Origin of the sequence: Nocardia sp. NPDC050718 (assembly GCF_040654235.1) — a bacterium.
In the GTDB taxonomy this organism is placed as follows: Bacteria; Actinomycetota; Actinomycetes; order Mycobacteriales; family Mycobacteriaceae; genus Nocardia.
The window spans coordinates 611,438-630,260 of record NZ_JBFAHQ010000004.1 but is presented as its reverse complement, the minus strand read 5'-3'; the positions used below and the strand labels follow the sequence as shown (position 1 = coordinate 630,260).

Annotated in this window: 15 protein-coding genes; 12 read left to right on the top strand and 3 right to left on the bottom strand. The window is 68.2% G+C overall.

The genetic code is table 11. The features are described 5' to 3' along the window. The first annotated feature begins 65 nt into the window (after positions 1-65). The gene (locus AB0H54_RS21890) at positions 66-896 is read left to right on the top strand and encodes an SAM-dependent methyltransferase (RefSeq protein WP_355271893.1); all 831 of its coding nucleotides are present in this window, start codon (positions 66-68) and stop codon (positions 894-896) included. 38 nt (positions 897-934) lie between these two features. Further along, positions 935-1,756, top strand: a complete 822-nt coding sequence (locus tag AB0H54_RS21885) for a class II glutamine amidotransferase (protein ID WP_357347292.1) — start codon at positions 935-937, stop codon at positions 1,754-1,756. A gap of 39 nt (positions 1,757-1,795) precedes the next feature. Here AB0H54_RS21885 and AB0H54_RS21880 read toward each other — a convergent pair whose 3' ends face one another. Beyond that, the gene (locus tag AB0H54_RS21880; protein WP_357347290.1) at positions 1,796-2,176 is read right to left on the bottom strand and encodes an amphi-Trp domain-containing protein; all 381 of its coding nucleotides are present in this window, start codon (positions 2,174-2,176) and stop codon (positions 1,796-1,798) included. A 313-nt stretch (positions 2,177-2,489) separates the two neighbouring features. Here AB0H54_RS21880 and AB0H54_RS21875 point away from each other — a divergent pair, with 313 nt between their 5' ends. The 6 genes from AB0H54_RS21875 to AB0H54_RS21850 all read left to right on the top strand — a co-directional run bounded on the left by AB0H54_RS21875 (position 2,490) and on the right by AB0H54_RS21850 (position 11,105). After that, positions 2,490-3,698 carry a cytochrome P450 gene (locus AB0H54_RS21875; protein ID WP_357347562.1) on the top strand — a complete coding sequence of 403 codons (1,209 nt, stop codon included), beginning with the start codon at positions 2,490-2,492 and terminating at the stop codon, positions 3,696-3,698. 98 nt (positions 3,699-3,796) lie between these two features. Next, entirely contained in the window at positions 3,797-5,023 is a 1,227-nt protein-coding gene (locus AB0H54_RS21870) for a cytochrome P450 (protein WP_357347288.1), read from the top strand. 459 nt (positions 5,024-5,482) lie between these two features. After that, a complete protein-coding gene (locus AB0H54_RS21865) occupies positions 5,483-6,295 on the top strand; it encodes an LppX_LprAFG lipoprotein (RefSeq protein WP_355271900.1) in 813 nt (270 codons plus the stop codon). Positions 6,296-6,546: 251 nt separating this feature from the next. Beyond that, positions 6,547-8,013 (top strand): fatty acid desaturase, encoded by a 1,467-nt coding sequence (locus tag AB0H54_RS21860; RefSeq protein ID WP_355271901.1) that lies wholly within the window; start codon positions 6,547-6,549, stop codon positions 8,011-8,013. Between the two features lie 48 nt (positions 8,014-8,061). Next, positions 8,062-9,231, top strand: coding sequence for a 3-oxoacyl-[acyl-carrier-protein] synthase III C-terminal domain-containing protein (locus tag AB0H54_RS21855; protein WP_357347285.1), 1,170 nt, complete (start codon positions 8,062-8,064; stop codon positions 9,229-9,231). An 11-nt stretch (positions 9,232-9,242) separates the two neighbouring features. Then, on the top strand, positions 9,243-11,105 hold the full coding sequence (locus AB0H54_RS21850) for an ATP-binding cassette domain-containing protein (protein ID WP_357347283.1): 1,863 nt from the start codon (positions 9,243-9,245) through the stop codon (positions 11,103-11,105). Between the two features lie 54 nt (positions 11,106-11,159). Here the strand turns inward: AB0H54_RS21850 and AB0H54_RS21845 are convergent, their stop codons facing one another. Next, positions 11,160-12,032: a glucosyl-3-phosphoglycerate synthase gene (locus AB0H54_RS21845; RefSeq protein WP_357347281.1), complete on the bottom strand. Its 873-nt coding sequence runs from the start codon at positions 12,030-12,032 to the stop codon at positions 11,160-11,162. Positions 12,033-12,246: 214 nt separating this feature from the next. Here AB0H54_RS21845 and AB0H54_RS21840 point away from each other — a divergent pair, with 214 nt between their 5' ends. After that, positions 12,247-13,602, top strand: coding sequence for a TerD family protein (locus AB0H54_RS21840; protein WP_357347279.1), 1,356 nt, complete (start codon positions 12,247-12,249; stop codon positions 13,600-13,602). Here AB0H54_RS21840 and AB0H54_RS21835 read toward each other — a convergent pair. Continuing rightward, entirely contained in the window at positions 13,572-14,516 is a 945-nt protein-coding gene (locus AB0H54_RS21835) for a LysR family transcriptional regulator (protein ID WP_357347277.1), read from the bottom strand. The genes AB0H54_RS21840 and AB0H54_RS21835 overlap by 31 nt on opposite strands. A 135-nt stretch (positions 14,517-14,651) precedes the next feature. Between AB0H54_RS21835 and AB0H54_RS21830 the strand changes: the two genes are divergently transcribed. The 3 genes from AB0H54_RS21830 to AB0H54_RS21820 are packed head-to-tail and all read left to right on the top strand — an operon-like array spanning position 14,652 to position 18,729. Continuing rightward, entirely contained in the window at positions 14,652-16,046 is a 1,395-nt protein-coding gene (locus tag AB0H54_RS21830; RefSeq protein WP_357347275.1) for an MFS transporter, read from the top strand. After that, positions 16,043-16,789, top strand: coding sequence for a 3-hydroxybutyrate dehydrogenase (locus AB0H54_RS21825; protein WP_357347273.1), 747 nt, complete (start codon positions 16,043-16,045; stop codon positions 16,787-16,789). The genes AB0H54_RS21830 and AB0H54_RS21825 overlap by 4 nt, the downstream gene beginning before the upstream one ends. Further along, positions 16,786-18,729, top strand: a complete 1,944-nt coding sequence (locus AB0H54_RS21820; protein WP_357347271.1) for an acetoacetate--CoA ligase — start codon at positions 16,786-16,788, stop codon at positions 18,727-18,729. Before AB0H54_RS21825 ends, AB0H54_RS21820 begins: the two co-directional genes overlap by 4 nt. Positions 18,730-18,823: the final 94 nt, after the last annotated feature.

The following is an 18,823-nucleotide window of genomic DNA, read 5'->3' as shown; positions in this document are numbered from 1 at the left end:
CCCGCCAACGGAACCGATGCTCTAGGCTGATTTCGTACAGTCGGTCCGATGCCCGGAGGCTCCCGATGTCGCACAGCTCTGCCGCCTACCCCAGCGCCGTTCCGGTCGGGGTGGACACCACCCGCGCCAGCATCGCGCGCGTCTACGATGCCGCACTCAACGGCAAGGACAACTACGACGTGGACCGCGCGGTGCTGGAACAGGTCCGCACCGTCGCGCCGCAGGTCAACGATTTGGCCTGGGCCAACCGCGATTTCCTGATCCGCGCGTGCCGGTTCCTGGCCAGGGCCGGGATCGATCAGTTCCTCGATCTCGGGTCCGGCCTGCCCACCGCGGAGAACACCCATCAGGTCGTGCAGCGGGTCAATCCGCAGTCGCGGGTGGTCTACGTCGACAACGATCCGTCGGTGCTCGTGCACGGTCAGGCGCTGCTGGCCAGCAACAGTCGTACGCGCATCGCCGAGGCCGACATCTTCCGCCCGCTCGAGGTGCTCGGCAACCAGACGATCCGGGGCGCGCTCGACTTCACCCGCCCGCTGGCGCTGTTCCATATCGGCACCCTGCATCACTACCTGGGGGAGGACGGCCCCGCGTTGATGCAGACCTACATAGATGCCCTGCCTGCGGGCTCGTTCGTCGCGATCGCCCACTTCCACGATCCGCAGACGCCCGAATACAGCGAACTGGCCCGCAAGATGGAAGAGAAATTCATCCACAGCCCGATGGGCAGCGGCCGCTTCCGCACCAGGGACGAGATCCAGGCCATGTTCGGCGACCTGGAGATGGTCGAACCCGGCCTCGTCCGCTGCGACGACTGGTGGCCCGACGGGCCCCACCTGACGCCGCTGAACGCCGTCCGCCACTGCATCGTCGGCGGTGTCGGCCGGAAGCGGTAGGCCGTCGTTTCTGGTTGAATGGACTCGTGTGCCGGTGGATGGCGTACTCGGGTGAGCCGATCCTCGCCGAGGATCTGCTGTTCCGCCCTGAACACTCCCTGATCGACCAGAGCCTGCATTCCCGCATGGGCGCGACCACCACCAACGGTGACGGCTTCGGCCTCGGCTGGTACGGCCTCGGCACCGAACCGGCGGTGTACAAGAGCATCGAACCCGCCTGGAACGATCGAAATCTGCGCGAGATCGCCGGTCAGGTGCGCACACCGATGATGCTCGCGCATGTTCGCGCCTCGACCGGGACGCCGGTGCAGCGCAGCAATTGTCATCCGTTCCGGCACGGGCGCTGGTTGTGGGTGCACAACGGCGCCCTGCGCGGCTTCCACGAGACCCGGCGCGACCTGCTGGCCGCCGTCGAACCGGGGCTGTTCGCCGATATCGAGGGCTCGACCGACAGCGAAACCCTGTTCTTTCTCGCGTTGACGTTCGGGCTCGTGGACGACCCCTTCGGTGCCGTCGCCCGCGCGGTGGGTTTCGTCGAGGACGTCGGGCACGCGTACGGCGTCGAGCACCCGGTACAGATGACCGTCGCGACCACCGACGGACAATTCCTGTGGATTTTCCGCTATTCCAGCGAGCGGGAATCGCGGTCGCTGTTCTTCTCGACCGGGATCGCCGCATTGCGGGCACTGCACCCCGAGGTCGAGATATTGCGCGAGCTCGGCTCCGAGACCCGATTCGTGGTCTCGGAGCCGCTGGGCGACCTGTCGGGCGCGTGGAACGAAGTGCCGGAATCCTCGGCCGGGGTGGTGGGTGCCGGTGCCGACTCGATCCGTTCCTTCGAGCCGATCGCACCCGGCTGAGCCCCGCCGAGGTTCGGTACCGCAGGCATCGCTCGCGGATTAGCCGGCGGGATGTTTCCTGGCCCGCGTGCGGCGCGTGGCCTTGGCCGGTGTGGCGGCCTTGGTCCGCGCCGTGGTCTTCGCCGGTGTCGTGGTCTTGGCCGGTGCCGCGGCAGCCTTGGGTCGCGGGGGAGTAGCGGGCGCTGATTCGCCCGGGTCGTCCCGCCATTTTATTTCGATTTCGATCTCGGTCTCGGTGCCGTCGACCTCGATCTCGAATTCCCACCTGACCCGGTCGGCGACTTCGACCTCGATAGAATCGCCCTCCGAACCGAATTCCACCTCCGATTCGCCTGCCAGTGCCTTGCCTATCGCGATCAGCCGCTCGGAGGCCTCTTTCCGAGACAGTACGGACTTTCTCTTGATCTCCAACTTCGGCATGCTGACTCCAAGATGTCGGGTCTCGGTGAATTGGATAACTACACCGTAGCCGGAATGTCGGGGATTGCCGATCATCCGTTTCCGCCGCCGTGGTACGGCACTTCGAACGACGTACAGCTCGCGGGCGCCTACTCACCGGTATGTCACGCCGATCCGGGCGTTGTGCGGAGCGTGGCATCGTCGTGGTGTTGTGTCGACGGCGGTTGTGCGCCAGCGGAGTTCGCCGTGCCGTACGACCCTGCCGTCCGCTCGGGAAGGAGCACCAGCTGTGGAGGACGTCCATGGAGGCCGGCCCGCGCCGCAGTCGTCGCCGTTGTCCGGTGGGGGAGCCGGCTGCCCGGTCCACGGGCGCGTCTACGAGCCGGATTTCGCCGCGGATCCGCACGGGAACTACCGGGCCATGCGGGAGCGATACGGGGCGATAGCGCCGATCGAGTTGTCCCCGGGCGTCCCGGCCAATCTGGTGCTCGGCTACCGGACCGCGGTGCGCATCCTGCACGACCCCGACAACTTTCCGGCGGATCCGCGGGTGTGGCAGGACAGCATCCCGGAGGACTGCCCGGTGCGGCCGATGATGCAGTGGTATCCGAACGCGCTGCGGAACTCCGGCCCGGTGCATGCCCGCTATCGGCAGGCCTATGTCACCGCGATCGACTACATCGACCACCATTCCCTGCACACCATCGTGGAACAGGTCGCTATCCCGCTGATCAACACGTTCTGCGGCGCCGGTTCCGCGGATGTGCTGACGCAGTACGCTTTTCCGCTGGTCTTCGAAACGCTCAACCAGATCGTCGGCTGCACCCCGGAGCTGGGGCGGCGGGTCGCCACCGGGATGGCCGCGCTGTTCGACACCGTCAACGCCGCCTGGGGCATGGAGTATCTGTCCGCGGCGCTGATGGAGCTGATCACCCTGCGTCGTGCGGCTCCCGGTGACGATCTGACCTCGCGACTGGCGCACCACGCGGCCGGTCTCGACGACGAGGAGATGCTCTACAACCTGATCAGCTTCTACGGCGCCGGCATCGAGCCGATGCAGAACCTCATCAGCAACGCCCTGCTGCTCATCCTCACCGACTCCCGTTTCGGCGGCGGCGTGATCGCGGGCAGCCTGTCCACCCGCGACGCCCTCGACGAGGTGTTGTTCCTCGACCCACCGATGGCGAACTTCTGCACCACCTATCCGCGGCAGCCGGTCATGGTCGACGACGTGTGGCTACCGGCCAACGAGCCGGTGGTGATCAGCTTGTCGGCCTGCAACAACGACCCCGCGATCGCCCAGGGCGACCGCAACGGCAATCGGTCGCACCTCGCCTGGGGCGCGGGCCCGCATGCCTGCCCGGCGCGTTCGGTGGCCTATCAGATCGCGCAGGACGCGCTCGACCAACTGCTCGACGCGCTGCCGGACCTGACCCTGGCCGTGCCCGCGGACGAGATCGCCTGGCGGCCGGGACCGTTCCACCGGGCGATGACCGCGCTACCGATCAGCTTCCCGCCCTCGGCGCCGCTGTTCGTCCCCTGAGCGGCCGGGCCGCGAGGTAAGTTTGCCCACCACGTGGCCGAAACCGGCTGCGGCACTATCGATCACGGGCCGAGGTCCCTGGTATGGAGGAGAACATCATGGAACCGATCGTGCTGGATTCGACCGGTGCCGACATCCAAGGGGAGTCGGCACGCATTCAGCAGCGCGGGCCGGTGGCGCTGGTCGAACTCCCCGGCGGCGTGCCCGCCTGGTCGGTCACCGATCAGGCCGTGCTCCGCGGCCTGCTCGCCGACCCCCGGGTGTCGAAAGATCCACGACAGCACTGGATGGCGTTCATCAACGGCGAGATCACCGAGGCCTGGCCGCTGCTGCCGTGGGTCGCCGTCGACAACATGTTCACCGCCTACGGCGCCGATCATCGCAGGCTACGCCGGCTGGTGTCCCCGGCGTTCAGTCATCGCCGCAGCACCGCGCTGCGTCCGCGCATCGCCGAGATCACCGAGGGCCTGCTCGACGCGCTGGCCGCCGCCCCGGCCGGTGAGCCGGTCGACCTGCGTACCGGCTTCGCCTACCCGGTGCCGATCCGGGTCATCACCGAACTCCTCGGTGTGCCGGAGGAACTGGGTCCCGCGCTGCACAAGTGCGTCGACGGCTTCTTCGACGGCTCGTTCACGGCCGAACAAGCGCAGGCCAACTACCTCGAGATGTACCGGTTGGTCAGCGAACTCGTGGCCTACCGGCGCGCGCAGCCCGGCGACGACGTCACCAGCGTGCTGATCACCACCCGCGACGAGGACAACGACTCCCCGCTGTCGGAGAAGGAACTCGTTGACACGCTGATGCTGGTCATCAACGCCGGGCACGAGACCACGGTCAATCTGCTCGACCAGGCGATCGTCGCCCTGCTCAGCCATCCCGAGCAGCGGGCCGCCGTCGCCGCGGGCGAGGTGTCGTGGGCGGACGTGGTGGAGGAGACGCTGCGTTTCCAGGCTCCGGTGGCGCACCTGCCCCTGCGGTACGCGGTGGAGGACATCGAGATCGAGGGTGGGTACCGGATCGCCAAGGGTGAGGCCATCCTCGCCTCCTACGCCGCCGCGAGCCGCGACCCGAAGATCCACGGCGCCGACACCGCCACGTTCGATCCCACCCGCGCCACCCGCGAGCAGCACCTCGCCTTCGGCCACGGGGCACACCACTGCATCGGCGCCTCGCTGGCCCGCCTGGAAGCGGCCGTCGCGCTGCCCGCGCTGTTCGACCGGTTCCCGCGGATGCGACTGGCCACGAGCCCGGCCGAACTCACACCGGTGCAGAGCTTCATCTCCAACGGGCACACCAGCGTTCCGGTGTACCTGGACGCCGAATAGGGGAGGCCGTGCCGCCTCGGCGCCGCCCGTCGAGTTCGTGAAGTCGCGCTGCGCCGACCAGCCCCGGTGACGTTCGTGTACCGCCTGGTCCGCGCAGGCGCACACCGGGGCTTCGTCGCAAGAAGCTCGCCTTCGAAGTACCATGTCGGTACATATATATGCGCAGTGATGCATGTTGTTTGAGATCGGTCCCCACCGAGAACTTCTCCCGCCGGAACACAGACCTTCTTGGGAGGAGCGGGCCCGCATGGTTGCCTGACCTGCGAAAACGATCGAGTCAATCCCGCTGAACACAATCGAAAACCTCAGTGCGCGCTTGCAAGTCGCAATCTGCGAACCTCGGGTACTATCGCCGTCGGGGGAGCGCGAGATGTCCGATGGTCTGCTTAGTATGTCGCAGGCACCGGCAGCTTCGGCTGCCTCACCAACGCCAGACACGACATCTCCAGGGGATGAAACTTGATCGACACCACACCGAACCCCACCCCCCGGAGCCGCTTCGCGCGGCGCTCCGGCATCACCTCGATCGTCGCGGCCGCCGCTCTCTGCGCCGCGCTCGTGACCGGCTGCACCAAGGACGACGCCACCACCACCGCGGCGCCGCCGACCGGTCAGCTGCCCGACGGCGCGCAGATCGTGAAGGAGTCGGCGAAGACCACGCAGACCCTGCACACCGTGCACCTGAAGATCAACGTGAAGAACCTGCCGAACCTGCCCGTGGAGACGGTCTCGGCCGACGTCACCAACGAGACCCAGGGTTCCGGCGCCGCGATGGGCGAGGCGAAGGTCAAGCTCAAGCCGGAGGCCGACTTCACCGAGTCGAAGTTCCTCGTGGTGGACAAGGTTCTCTACACCCAGGCCGGCGGCCGCTACGTGCCCGCGGGCCCGGCGGAGAAGGTCTACGATCCGGGCGTCATCCTGGACAAGGACAAGGGCATCGCGAACGTGATCGCCAACGTCCAGAACCCGAAGACCGAGGGCCGCGAGGTCATCGACGGCATCAACACCGTCAAGGTCACCGGCACCATCGACGCCGCCGTGATCGACCCGATCGTGCCCCGCGTCGGCGAGAACGCCGGCACCATGCCGATCACCCTGTGGATCCAGGACACCGCGCCGCCCGCCTCGGATTCGACCAAGCCGTCGGACGCCGCGTCCACCGGTGAGGGCCCGAATCTCGTTCGCGCCGTGGTGAAGAAGGACCAGGGCGAGGTCACCGTCGGCCTGTCCAACTGGGCCAAGCCGGTCAACATCGTCAAGCCGGCCGGCTGATCCGAGCCGACCGAACCGGATCACGACACACCGGTCCGGGGATCGCGGAGCCTGGCACGCAGTGCCGTCCGCGGCCCCGGGCCGGTGTGTCGTCTGGGTGTCGCCTGCGGTGACCAGAGCTTCGGGCCATGGACGCGGCACCAATAAGAGAATGTTCAGCGAGATGCAAGGCGCCACAAGGACTATACGTGTCGGGACGCTGGTCGGCAGGCAACACGCATCGAACGCCGATCGACACGGAGGAAGAACAAATGACGATCGATGATCGACCTGATGAAGAGGAGCGCGAGCTCCCGCCACCGCCCGGCCCTGGGGGTCGGCCTCCCGTCAACAACGTGTGGGTCTATAACGGCAGAGCCTACGACCTGAGTGACTGGATCTCCAAGCATCCAGGCGGTGAATTCTTCATCGGCCGGACAAAGAACCGCGACATCACCTCGATCATCGGTTCCTACCACCGTGATCCGGAAAAAATCGCGCGGATGATCGAGCGTTACAGCCTCGGTCGCGATGCCACTCCGGAAGACATCCACCCGAAGAACAACGCGCCCGACTTCCTGTTCAAGGAAGGCTTCAACAGCTGGGACGACACCCCGAAGTACAAGTTCGACAACAAGAACGACCTCCTGCATCAGATCAAGGCCCGGATCAAGGAGCCCGAGCTGGCGGCCCGCCTGAAGCGGATGGACCGGACCTTCGATGTCGTCGTCGCGGTGCTGATCTTCCTGTACTTCGCCGTGCAGGGCCTGCGTCTGTGGGACACCAGCTGGATGCCGTTGCCGGTCTTCGTGATCGCGATGGTGCTGCTGCGCAGCTCCCTGGCCGGGTTCGGTCACTACGCCATCCACCGGGCGCAGAAGGGGCTCAACAAGTACGCGGTGAACGCGTTCGACATGAACTATGTCGCACTGTCTTTCGTCACCGCCGACGGCCACGCCCTGCTGCACCACCCGCACACGCAGAGTGAAGTCGACATCAAGAAGAACGTCTTCACGATGATGATGCAGGTGCCGCGCCTGTACCGGGTGCCAGTACACACCGTGCACAAATTCGGACATCTGTTGACGGGCATGATCATTCGCCTGCTCGATGTCTGCCGGCTCACCCGCAAGGTGGGCATCAAGGACATGTACGGGACCTGGGGCGGTGCGCTGCCGCACTTCATCGGATCGTTCGGTGTGCGCTTCCTGCTGGTGGCCGAGGTCGTGGTCTTCACCCTGGCGGGCGACTTCTGGGCCTGGGCGCTGCAATTCGTGATCACGCTGTGGATCAGCACGTTCATGGTGGTGGCCAGCCACGACTTCGAGGTGCCGACCGAGGAACTGCACACCGAGACCGAGGACTGGGCGGTCAACCAGCTCGAGCAGGCCTACGACCTGACCGTGGTCGGCAACAAGTACGTCGACTGCTTCCTCTCCGCCGGTCTGAGCTCGCACCGGGTGCACCACGTGCTTCCGTTCCAGCGCAGCGGTTTCGCCAATATCGCCACCGAGGACGTGGTGCGTGAGGAGGCCGCGAAGTTCGGCGTGGAGTGGCTGCCCGCGAAGAGTTTCTTCGGAGATCGTTTCCCCAAGCTGTGCCGGACCTACCTGCTCGCGCCCTCGCGTGATGCCGAGGAGAACCGGTGGGGATTCGTGCGCGAACACTGCGCACCGACAGCGCTGAAGACCTGTGTGACCTACACGGTGCAGGGCTTCACCGGCATCGGAACCGTCTGAGCCGACTCCGCTGCCACGTTCATTTCTGTTTCGAAAGGATTTGTGCCCGTGTCTGTTTCCTTTGATGTGCTCCGCACGGCCGACGTCGAGCGCGGGCACGACCTGCTACCGCCCGCCCCGCCGACCACCGTCGGCGTGATCGAAGCGGTCGCCACCGGATCGCCCGGACTCGTGGTCGACCAGACCGTGAACGCGGGCCGGGTCGCGGAGCTGTTCTCCGATCCCGCGCAGCGGCAGCGTATTCCGCGGATCTACCAGAAGACCCGGATCGACACCCGGCACCTGGCGATCGACCCGCTCGACCCGGAGTTCCTCGAGTTCAGCCGTCGCCCCGGCACCATCCGGGAGCGGATGAACCTGTTCTTCGAGCACGCGGCGCCGCTCGCGGTCGATGTGGCCCGTCGCGCCGTCGCGGGTCTGGAGAACCCGGCCGACGACATCGGCCAGCTGATCTTCGTGACCAGCACCGGCTTCATCGCTCCCGGCGTCGACGTCGCGGTAGTGAAGCAGCTGGGGCTGTCGCCGACGGTGGGCCGGATGGTCGTCAACTTCATGGGCTGCGCCGCCGCCATGAACGGCATTCGCGCCGCCACCGACTACGTCCGGGCGCACCCGGACAAGAAGGCGATGGTGCTGTGCATCGAGCTGAGCTCGGTGAACGCGGTGTTCGACGACGACGTCAACGATGTCATCACCCACAGTCTCTTCGGTGACGGGTGCGGCGCGGTGGTGATCGGCGCCAACCAGGTGCACCAGCCGCTGGCCCCGGGCAGCATCGTCATCCGCGACAGCTTCAGCCACCTGTTCGACGACGCGGAGGACGGCATCGTGCTCGGCGTGAAGGACGCGGGCATCACCTGTGAGCTGGCGACCAGCCTGCCCGACTACATCTACCGCGGGGTGGATCCGGTGGTGACCGAGGTGCTCGCGCGCAACGGCCTGGGCAAGGACGACATCGAGCTGTGGGCGATCCACCCCGGTGGTCCCCGCATCATCGAGGAGTCGGCGCGCTCGCTGGGGATCCCGGCCGAGGCGGCGGCGCCGAGCTGGGCGGTGCTCGCCGAGCACGGCAACATGTTGAGTGTCTCGCTGATCTTCGTGCTGGAGCGGATGATCCGCGACGCGCGTTCGGCGGCACCGATTTCCACCGGGGTGGCGTTCTCGTTCGCGCCCGGAGTCACCCTCGAGGGCATCGTGTTCGATGTCATCCGCAGCTGAGAGCGCACGTCATGCATCTACTCCGTTTTCTCGCCGCGCTCTCGCCGGCCAGGATCGCCGCCGTGGTGGCCGCGGGCCTGATCTGCGGTGTGGCCAACACCTATCTGGTGACCCTGATCAACGCGGTCGTCTCGCCGAAGCCGCAGCCTGATCAGCTGCTGCTGCGGTTCGGGCTGACCGGTCTGGTGATCCTGGTCAGTGGGGTGGCGTCGCAGGTACTGCTGATCCGGTTGTCGCAGGACGCGATCTTCCGGTTGCGCAGCGACCTGAGCTCGGGCATCGTCTCCGCGCCGCTGGAGCATCTGGAACGGCTCGGTATGCACCGCCTGATGGCGACGCTCACCGAGGACGTGCGTTCGCTGTCGCAGGCGGTGACCGCCATCCCGTCGATCTGCGTCGACGTGGCGACCATCATCGGCTGCTTCGTGTTCCTGTTCATCGTGTCGGGTCCGATCTTCGCGGTCACCGTGGCGGGCACGCTGGTCGGCATCGCGTGTGTCGAGCTGGTGCTCAAGCGGGTGCGCGGGATCTACCGCGAGGCCAGGGAGAACGAGGACGCGCTGCTGCGTTCGTTCCAGGCCGTAACCCTCGGCATCAAGGAACTCAAGCTGCACCGTGGCCGGCGCCGGGACTTCATGGATCGGCATCTGCTCGGCTCCGCGGGCACGCTGCGCGATCAGAACACCGACGCGGGCTCGAAGTTCTCCTACGCGCAGGGTTTCGGCCAGGCGCTACAGCTGGCGACGATGGCGCTGATCCTGTTCGTCATCGCGGCGGCCCTGGATCTGCCCCGGGACACGATGGTCGGCTACGTGCTGGTCACCACGTTCCTGGCGATGCCGATGCAGAACTTCATGCACCGCATCCCGGACCTGCTGCGCGGCGACGTCGCGCTGGCCAAGATCCGGGCGATGAACCTGTCGATGGAGACCCTGCACAACGAGGAGCTCCTGCCGTACACCGAGCGTCCAGTGGCAGGGGAGGCCAAGCTGGAACTGACGAATGTCAGCTATGTGTACCGCGCCGAGGCTCCGTCGCTCGTGCCGCCGCCGCCCGGCGCGCATCCGGCCGGACCGGGTGGTCCGCCCGAGCGGGGTGGACATCCGCCGCGTCCGGGCAGGCCACCGCGCAACGGCAACGGCAGGCCGGGGCACGGGCCGCATCCCGCGCATCCCGGTGCGCATCCGGCCGGCGCGCAGCCGGATGTCAACGGTAAGAACTGGATCGACCACGGTGGCACCGATGTGCGCCCGCTGGCACCGCCGCCCGGACTCGACGAGTCCGAGGACGCCGGCTTCCGGCTCGGTCCGATCGACCTGGTTTTCGAACCGGGGCAGATCACGTTCATCGTCGGTGGCAACGGCAGCGGGAAGTCGACGCTGGCCAAGCTCATCACCGGTCTGTACGTGCCACGCTCGGGGTCGTTGTCGCTCAACGGGGAGAGGATCGACCACGACAACATCGAGTGGTACCGGCAGAATTCGTCGGCGGTGTTCACCGATTTCCACCTGTTCGAGGACTACCTGGGCTTCGACCGTCCCGGTATCGACGCCGAAGTCCAGCGGTACCTCGAGGAGTTGCAGATCGCGCACAAGGTGAGCGTGCGGGACGGGCGCCTGTCGACCGTGGATCTGTCGCAGGGACAGCGCAAGCGGCTGGCGCTGCTCACCGCGCTGCTCGAGGACCGGCAGATCTACGTCTTCGACGAATGGGCCGCCGATCAGGAGCCGCGCTTCCGCGAGGTCTTCTATCGCGAGATCCTCACCGATCTGAAGCGGCGCGGCAAGACGGTCATCGTGATCACCCACGACGACCGCTACTTCGACTGCGCCGACCAGCTGGTGAAGCTGGACTTCGGCCTGGTCGCGGTGTAATTCGAGGCGGCGGACGCCGGTTCGGTCCCTGGGACCGGGCCGGCGTTCGTCGTGTCAGGCGATCTCGCGCTGGGTCGCGATCAGCTGAGTCATCGGGGGCCGGTCGGCGAGACTGACCTCGGACGGCATTCGCTGCCAACCCGATTCGCCGGGCAGGAACTGCACGAGGCCGATCCCGGAGTCCCGGATACCGAGCCGGTCGAGCAGCGTCGCCACGACCTGCCTGCTCATCACCGCCAGTTCGTGCGTCGGCCGGTTGCGGTGCCGCCGGACGCCGAGGTCGACCTGGGCGATCGCCGACAGACCGTGCCGCTGCCAGCAGTCGATGAGGATCCCGATTTCCGCGCCGTAGCCGCCGGCGACGGAGATGCCGCCGAGAAACGTTCGGGTGGCTGCGTATTCGCCGCCCAGCGGCTGCACGATCTCGGCCAGGGCGGGCGCGAGCGCGGTGAGCAGCGGGCGGGCGACGAGCTGGGTCACCCGCCCGCCGCCGTCGGCGTCCCCGCTCGGCAGCGGCCGCCGGTAGAAGCCCTTCACCAGCGCGAGCCCCGGATCGTCGAGCAGCGGGGCGACCAGCGTCGGGACGAAATCCGGGTCCGGCGCGACCAGATCGCCGTCGAGGAAGACGAGCAGATCGCCGGTGCTCACCGCCAGCGACCGCCACAGCACTTCGCCTTTGCCCGGTCGGGGCGTCACCCCCGGTAGCGCTTCCTCCCGGGTGTACACCGCGGCGCCCGCCGCGCTGGCCCGCGCGATGGTGCGATCGGTCGAGCCCGCGTCGATGACGAGCAGTTCGTCGACCAGCCCGCCGAGCCAGGGCCGGACGGCGGCGATCACCCCGGCGACGGTGTCCTCGTCGTCGAGCGCGGGCACCACCACCGAGACCCGGCGACCCAGCTTGCGGTCGATCAGTGCACGGACGTCCATGGCGACCAGTGAACGACACCGGTCCCCGCGCGCGCCACCGATCCGGGTGAATCCTGTGAACGACGCCAACGGTCCGGGTGGCCCGCTATCGGCACCGACAGTCCGGGCACCCGCTGCGCGGGCTCGCGCGATGCCCGGCCCGCGCGGCCGTGACCCGGGTACCGTGGGCTGATCGCGGGTAGCGACGAGGGCAACGACCGTGGAGGGCGGCGTCATGACGGGAAGCGCGACGGTGGTCGAGGTGGCCAAGGGGTCCAAGACCGATCTGGTCGACGGGCGCTACACGGTGCGCATCGATCTGGACGGTCCGGCCGGCGCGGTCGACGTGTCGGCGGTGCTGGTGACCGCGGTGGGCCGGGTCCGCTCCGACGCCGATTTCGTGTTCTTCAACAATCCGTCGGCGCCCGGTGTGCGGCTGGAATCCGATGCCGTGGTGTCGGTGGATCTCGCGGCCGTCCCGCCCGAGATCGAGCGGGTGGTGATCGCCGCGAGCACCGAGGCCCAGGGCCTGCGGTTCGGGGAGGTCAGTGGGCTGCGGGTGGCGGTCGCCGGAACCGGACAGGCGCTGAATTTCGTTCCGCCGGGACTGGATTCGGAGACGGTGCTGCAAGCGGTGGCGTTGTATCGACGGGGGAGCGGGTGGCGCCTCGACGCGATCGGGCAGGGGTACAGCGCCGGGCTGGCGGCGTTCGCGACGGAGCACGGGATCGTGGTGGACGACGAGGAACCGGCCGAGGCCGTCGCGCCCGCCGTCGCCCCGGCCCAGCTCGCTGGTGCACCGAAGCCCGCTGCGCCGCAACCGCGTCCGGCGCCGCCGAGCCCTCCGGCGATCGACCTTCGCAAGGTCGACGTCGTGCTCACCAAGGACTCGCCCGACCGGCGCGCCAGCATCGATCTGCGCAAGGGCGACCCGGGCTACATCCTCACGGTCGGCCTCGAATGGGACGGCCGCGGTGCGCAGTACGACCCGAGCGGCCGCGTGACGAAGTTCGGCAAAGGCGACCTGGACGTGTACTTCTTCTGCCGCAACGAGATCACCGGCGACTACGTCGTGATCAGCGGCGAGAAGGGCCACCAGGGCGACCTGGCCGTGTGGCCGTTCATCCACCATCAGGGCGACAGCCGCGGTCCCGGCGCGAAGAACCTGCCCGCCACCGAGCAGGTGATCGTGCGGCCCACCGAGAACGGCGACCTGCTGCTCAACGTGTACCAATCCGTCGACAACGGCGCCGGCGCGATCGACACCTTCGGCAAGCCACGCGTGCGCGTCCGCTACGGCCGTGCCGGTCGCGACGGGCTACCCGGCCCCGACGCCGATCAGATCACCGTCGTCATCGGCAACGGCAAGAACTCCTTCTGGGCCACCGTCGCCCACATCGATGTCCGCGACGGCATCCTCACCGTCGACGGCACCACCCGCTACAGCCGCGCGTTCAGCGAACGGATGCCCGTCCTCGACACCAGGGGCACCTGGCTGCGGTCGGCCAAGAACGGCCCGGTCGGGCGCAGCAAGAGCAGCAACGGCCTCGGCCTCACCCACTACGCGGGCCGCTGCCCCGACCCACGCTGAGCACCGAGGAGTTCCGCGCGCCGTTCCTCGACGGTGGCGCGCAGCGCGTCGACGACGGCGGCCACCTCGGGCCGCCGCAGCGTTTCGGAGCGGATGACGAGCCAGTAGGTGAGCTGCACCCGCACCTGCGCTCCGAGCACCCGGACGAGATCGTCGTGCCGGTCGGCCATGAAACACGGCAGCAGGCCGATCCCGGCCGCGGCCCTGGTGGCCTCGACGTGCACGAAAACGTTGGTGGACGAGACGGATCGGCGCATGTCGGGCGCGAAATCGGTGGCCAGGTCGAGATCGTCGACCTGCAGGATCGACTCGATGAAGTACACCAGCGGATAGTGGCGCAGGTCCGCGACGGCTGCCGGGGTGCCGTGTTCGGCGAGGTAGTCGCGCGCGGCGTAGAGACCGAGGCTGTAGTCGCCCAGCCGGATCGCCTCGGCGCGATGGACCTGGGGCTGCCCGACCACCACTTCGATGTCGAGTCCGCTGCGCTGGGTGGACGCGCGCCGGGTGGTGGCGACGATGTCGACCGCCACCCTCGGATGCGTGCGCTGCACCCGCGCGGCGGCGGGGGCGGCGAGATAGGCGCTGAATCCGTCGGTGGCCGAGAGCCGCACCACCCCTTCGAGTTCCCGCTCCCCGTCCGCCGTGCCCAGTGAGCGCACCGCGGTCTCGATGGTCTCCGCGGCGGCCAGCGCCGAGCGCCCGAGCTCGGTCAGCTCCCACCCGCCGGTGACCCGGGTCAGCACCCGGCCGCCGACCGCGCGCTCGAGCGCCGCGATCCGCCGCGAGATCGTCGTATGGTTGATGCCGAGTTCCTCGGCGGCGGTGACATAGCGACCCGATCGGCCGACCGCCAGCAGAACCAGCAGGTCATCGGCGCTCGGACGCCGACCCGGATCAGACGAGGTCGCGCTCATTTCTGCATCTTCGCAGATTACGGGTGCGAACTTGGCCATTGCGACCGGATTCGATCTGCACGAATACTCTTCGCATTGCTAGTGGGCCACATCACATTCCTGGCGTGAGGTGGTCTCGATCACCAAGGAGCAGTGATGAGCGTCCGCAATGCGACCCCGGCGGCCGGTGAGGACCGCGCCCCGAGCGGTCTGCGCCGAGTGGTAGCCGCCTCGATGGCAGGCACCGTCGTCGAATGGTACGAATTCTTCCTCTACGGCACCGCCGCCACCCTCGTCTTCAGCAAGGTGTTCTTCGCCAAGGGCACCAGCGATCTGGACGCGATCCTGGCCGCCTTCGTCACCTACGCGGTCGGCTTCGCCGCGCGCCCGCTCGGCGGCATCGTCTTCGGCTACTTCGGTGACCGCTACGGCCGCAAGCAGCTGCTGCAGCTGAGCCTGGTCCTGGTCGGCGGCGCGACCTTCCTGATGGGCTGTCTGCCCACCTTCACCCAGATCGGCTACTGGGCACCGGCGCTGCTGGTGACCCTGCGCTTCATCCAGGGCTTCGCGATCGGCGGGGAATGGGGTGGCGCGGTCCTGCTGGTGGCCGAACACAGCCCCAGCCGCAGCCGGGCGTTCTGGTCGAGCTGGCCGCAGGCCGGTGTGCCCGCGGGCAATCTGCTCGCCACGGTCGTGCTCCTCGTGCTGACCTCGACGCTGTCCGATGCCGCCTTCCTGAGCTGGGGCTGGCGCGTGGCCTTCTGGCTGTCGGCGGTGGTCGTGCTGGTCGGCTACTACGTGCGCACCAAGGTCACCGACGCCCCGATCTTCGTCGAGGCGCAGCGGCAGATGGAGCACGCCAAGGCCACCTCGTTCAGTGTGTTCGAGGTGCTGCGGCGGTACCCGCGCGGCGTCTTCACGGCCATGGGTCTGCGGTTCGGCGAGAACATCATGTACTACCTGGTCGTCACCTTCTCGATCACCTACCTGAAGGTGCACGTGCACGCCGACACGACGACGATCCTGTGGTGGTTGCTGGCCGCGCACGCCGTGCACATGATGGTGATCCCGCTGGCGGGCCACCTCGGTGACCGGTTCGGCCGTCGGCCCGTGTATCTGGTCGGCGCCCTCGCCGCCGCGACGTGGGGCTTCTTCGCCTTCCCGCTGATGGACTCCGGTCACAGCCTGCTGATCCTGGCCGCGATCATCATCGGACTGGTCTTCCACGGCCTCATGTACGCCGGTCAGCCCGCCATCATGGCGGAGATGTTCCCGACCCGGATGCGCTATTCCGGTGTGTCCCTGGGCTATCAGGTCACCTCGATCGTGGCGGGTTCGCTCGCGCCGATCATCGCGGTCAAGCTGCTCGACTCCTACGGCTCGTCGGTCCCGATCGCGGTGTACCTGGCGGTGGCGGCGGCGATCACGGTGATCGCGGTGCTGTGCGCCAGGGAGACCAAGGGCATCGACCTCGAGTCCCTCGACGTCGCGGATGCCGCCGAGACGGTGACCGCGCCGGCGCCGGTGCCGACCAAGGTCGTCCCCGCATGAGCGACCTGATCGGACGCAAAGCCCTGGTCACCGGCGCGGCGGGCGGGATCGGCGCGGCGTGCGCGCACGAGCTGGCCGCGCGCGGCGCCGAGGTGACCGTCGCCGACATGAACGAGCTGGGCGCCAAGACCGTGGCCGCCGAGATCGGTGGCCACGCCTGGGCCGTCGACCTGCTCGACGTCGACGCGCTCGCGGAACTGTCGCTGTCGGTGGACATCCTGGTCAACAACGCCGGTGTGCAGACCGTCAGCCCGCTCGAGGACTTCCCGCCCGCCCGGTTCCGGCTGATCCAGACACTCATGGTGGAGGCGCCGTTCCTGCTGATCCGGGCCGCGCTGCCGCACATGTACGCCCAGGGTTTCGGCCGCGTGATCAATGTGTCCTCGGTGCACGGCCTGCGGGCCTCGCCGTTCAAGGTGGCCTATGTGACGGCCAAGCACGCGCTGGAAGGACTGTCGAAGGTGACCGCCCTCGAGGGCGGCCCGCACGGCGTCACCAGCAATTGCGTGAACCCCGGCTATGTGCGAACACCGCTGGTGGACAAGCAGATCGCAGAACAGGCCGTGGCGCACGGCATTCCCGAGCAGGAGGTGGTGGAGAAGGTGCTGCTCACCGAGAGCGCGATCAAGCGGCTGATCGAGCCCGAGGAGGTGGCGGCGCTGGTCGGCTGGCTGGCCTCCGACCACGCGGGCATGGTCACCGGCTCGTCGTATGTGATGGACGGCGGGTGGAGCGCGCGATGACGAGTGTGACGGTGGCGCCGCAGTGGGTGCCGGGCGATCCGGATATCGAACGGGCGCGGATCACCGACTTCGCGCGCTTCGTGGCCGCCCGGCACGGGGTCGAGGTCGCGGACTATCGGTCCCTGTGGCAGTGGTCGGTCGACGACCTGGCGGGGTTCTGGGGCGCGATCTGGGACTACTTCGACCTGGGGGAGCGGGCGACGGAGATCCTGGCCGACACCGGAATGCCCGGGGCGCAGTGGTTTCCGGGTACCCGGGTGAACTACGTCGATCAGGTGGTCCGGCAGGCGCGCACGGATCGGCCCGCGATCGTCTCGGTCGACGAGACCGGTGCGGTGACCGAGCTGTCGTGGGCCGAGATGCTCGGCCGGACAGCCGGATTCGCGGCTACTCTACGCGAACTCGGCGTGGGGCCCGGCGATCGAGTAGTCGGCTACCTGCCGAACATCGCCGAGGCGGTGATCGCGTTCCTGGCGACCGCGAGCATCGGCGCCATCTGGAGTGCGTGCGGACAGGACTACACGGCGACGGCGGCCCTGGACCGGCTGGGGCAGCTCGACCCGGCAGTGCTGGTGACCTGCGACGGATACCGCTTCGGCGGCAAGGAACATCGCAAACGCGCGGAGATCTCGGCACTGCGTGCCGCCCTGCCGGGCCTGCGGGCGACCGTGCTGGTGTCCCGGCTCGGTGACACGGTCGACGGTGCGCTCGACTGGGACGTGGTGACCGCGGCGGCGGACAGGGTGCCTGCCACCGAGCAGGTCGCCTTCGACCACCCCCTGTGGGTGCTGTACTCCTCCGGTACCACGGGGCTGCCCAAAGGCATCGTGCACGGCCACGGCGGGGTGCTTCTCGAACATCTCAAAGCGCTGGCGCTGCAGTCCGATCTCGGCCGCGACGACACCTTCTTCTGGTACACCAGCCCGAGCTGGATGATGTGGAACTACCAGGTCGCCGGTCTGCTGGTCGGCGCGACCATCGTCTGCTATCCGGGCAGCCCGACCGCGCCCGCGCCGGATGCGCTGTGGGCCATCGCCGCTCGGGTCCGGGCCACCGTGCTCGGAACCAGTCCCGGGTATGTCCTGGCGTGCGCCAAGGCGGAGTCGGTGCCGCGGCGCGACCACGACCTGTCCGCGTTGCGGCTCGTCGGCGTCACCGGTTCGGCACTGCCCGCGTCGTCGTCGCTCTGGTTGCGGGACAACGTGGGCGACCACGTTCCGGTGTCCTCGATCAGCGGGGGCACCGACATCGTGTCGGCCTTCGCCGGTGGTGCCCGCACGGTGCCGGTGTGGCCGGGTGAGCTGTCCGCCCCCTACCTCGGTGTCGCGCTGGCGGCGTGGGACGGGGCGGGCCGATCCGTGCGCGACGCTGTCGGTGAGCTCGTCGTCACCGCGCCGATGCCGTCGATGCCGATCCGGTTCTGGAACGATCCCGACGGATCCCGGTACCGCGCCGCGTATTTCGACACCTATCCCGGTGTCTGGCGGCACGGTGACTGGATCACCGTCACCGGGCGCGACAGCGTCGTCGTGCACGGCCGCTCGGATTCCACCCTGAACCGGCACGGTATCCGGATGGGCAGTGCCGACGTCTACCAGGCCGTCGAGCGGCTGCCCGAGATCGTCGACTCGCTGGTCATCGGTGCCGAACAACCCGACGGCGGCTACTGGATGCCCCTGTTCGTCGTGCTCCCGCACGGTGCGGTCCTCTCCGAGGCGTTGCGGACCCGCATCGTCGGCATCATCCGGACCGAGGTCTCGCCCCGGCACGTCCCCGACGACATCATCGCCGCCCCGGGCGTCCCGCGCACCAGAACCGGCAAGAAGCTGGAGGTCCCCGTCAAACGCATCCTGCAGGGGGCTGATCCCGCGCAGGTCCTCGACCCGAGCACCGTCGACCACCCGGCCCTCCTCGACTGGTACGCCCAGATCCGCCGCTGAGCCCGGTGGCGGGCTCGCTGCCGATCCGTGCGACGATCGGCGGGAGCCCGGCGCGAAATACCGGCGCGTCGGATCAGGCCTGGTCCGAGGGTGC

Coding starts and splice junctions, on each gene's coding strand:
- AB0H54_RS21830 (WP_357347275.1), top strand. CDS start 14,652: ATGAGCGTCCGCAATGCGACCCCGGCGGCCGGTGAGGACCGCGCCCCG.
- AB0H54_RS21890 (WP_355271893.1), top strand. CDS start 66: ATGTCGCACAGCTCTGCCGCCTACCCCAGCGCCGTTCCGGTCGGGGTG.
- AB0H54_RS21885 (WP_357347292.1), top strand. CDS start 935: ATGGCGTACTCGGGTGAGCCGATCCTCGCCGAGGATCTGCTGTTCCGC.
- AB0H54_RS21845 (WP_357347281.1), bottom strand. CDS start 12,032: ATGGACGTCCGTGCACTGATCGACCGCAAGCTGGGTCGCCGGGTCTCG.
- AB0H54_RS21860 (WP_355271901.1), top strand. CDS start 6,547: ATGACGATCGATGATCGACCTGATGAAGAGGAGCGCGAGCTCCCGCCA.
- AB0H54_RS21835 (WP_357347277.1), bottom strand. CDS start 14,516: ATGAGCGCGACCTCGTCTGATCCGGGTCGGCGTCCGAGCGCCGATGAC.
- AB0H54_RS21880 (WP_357347290.1), bottom strand. CDS start 2,176: ATGCCGAAGTTGGAGATCAAGAGAAAGTCCGTACTGTCTCGGAAAGAG.
- AB0H54_RS21870 (WP_357347288.1), top strand. CDS start 3,797: ATGGAACCGATCGTGCTGGATTCGACCGGTGCCGACATCCAAGGGGAG.
- AB0H54_RS21840 (WP_357347279.1), top strand. CDS start 12,247: ATGACGGGAAGCGCGACGGTGGTCGAGGTGGCCAAGGGGTCCAAGACC.
- AB0H54_RS21850 (WP_357347283.1), top strand. CDS start 9,243: ATGCATCTACTCCGTTTTCTCGCCGCGCTCTCGCCGGCCAGGATCGCC.
- AB0H54_RS21825 (WP_357347273.1), top strand. CDS start 16,043: ATGAGCGACCTGATCGGACGCAAAGCCCTGGTCACCGGCGCGGCGGGC.
- AB0H54_RS21820 (WP_357347271.1), top strand. CDS start 16,786: ATGACGAGTGTGACGGTGGCGCCGCAGTGGGTGCCGGGCGATCCGGAT.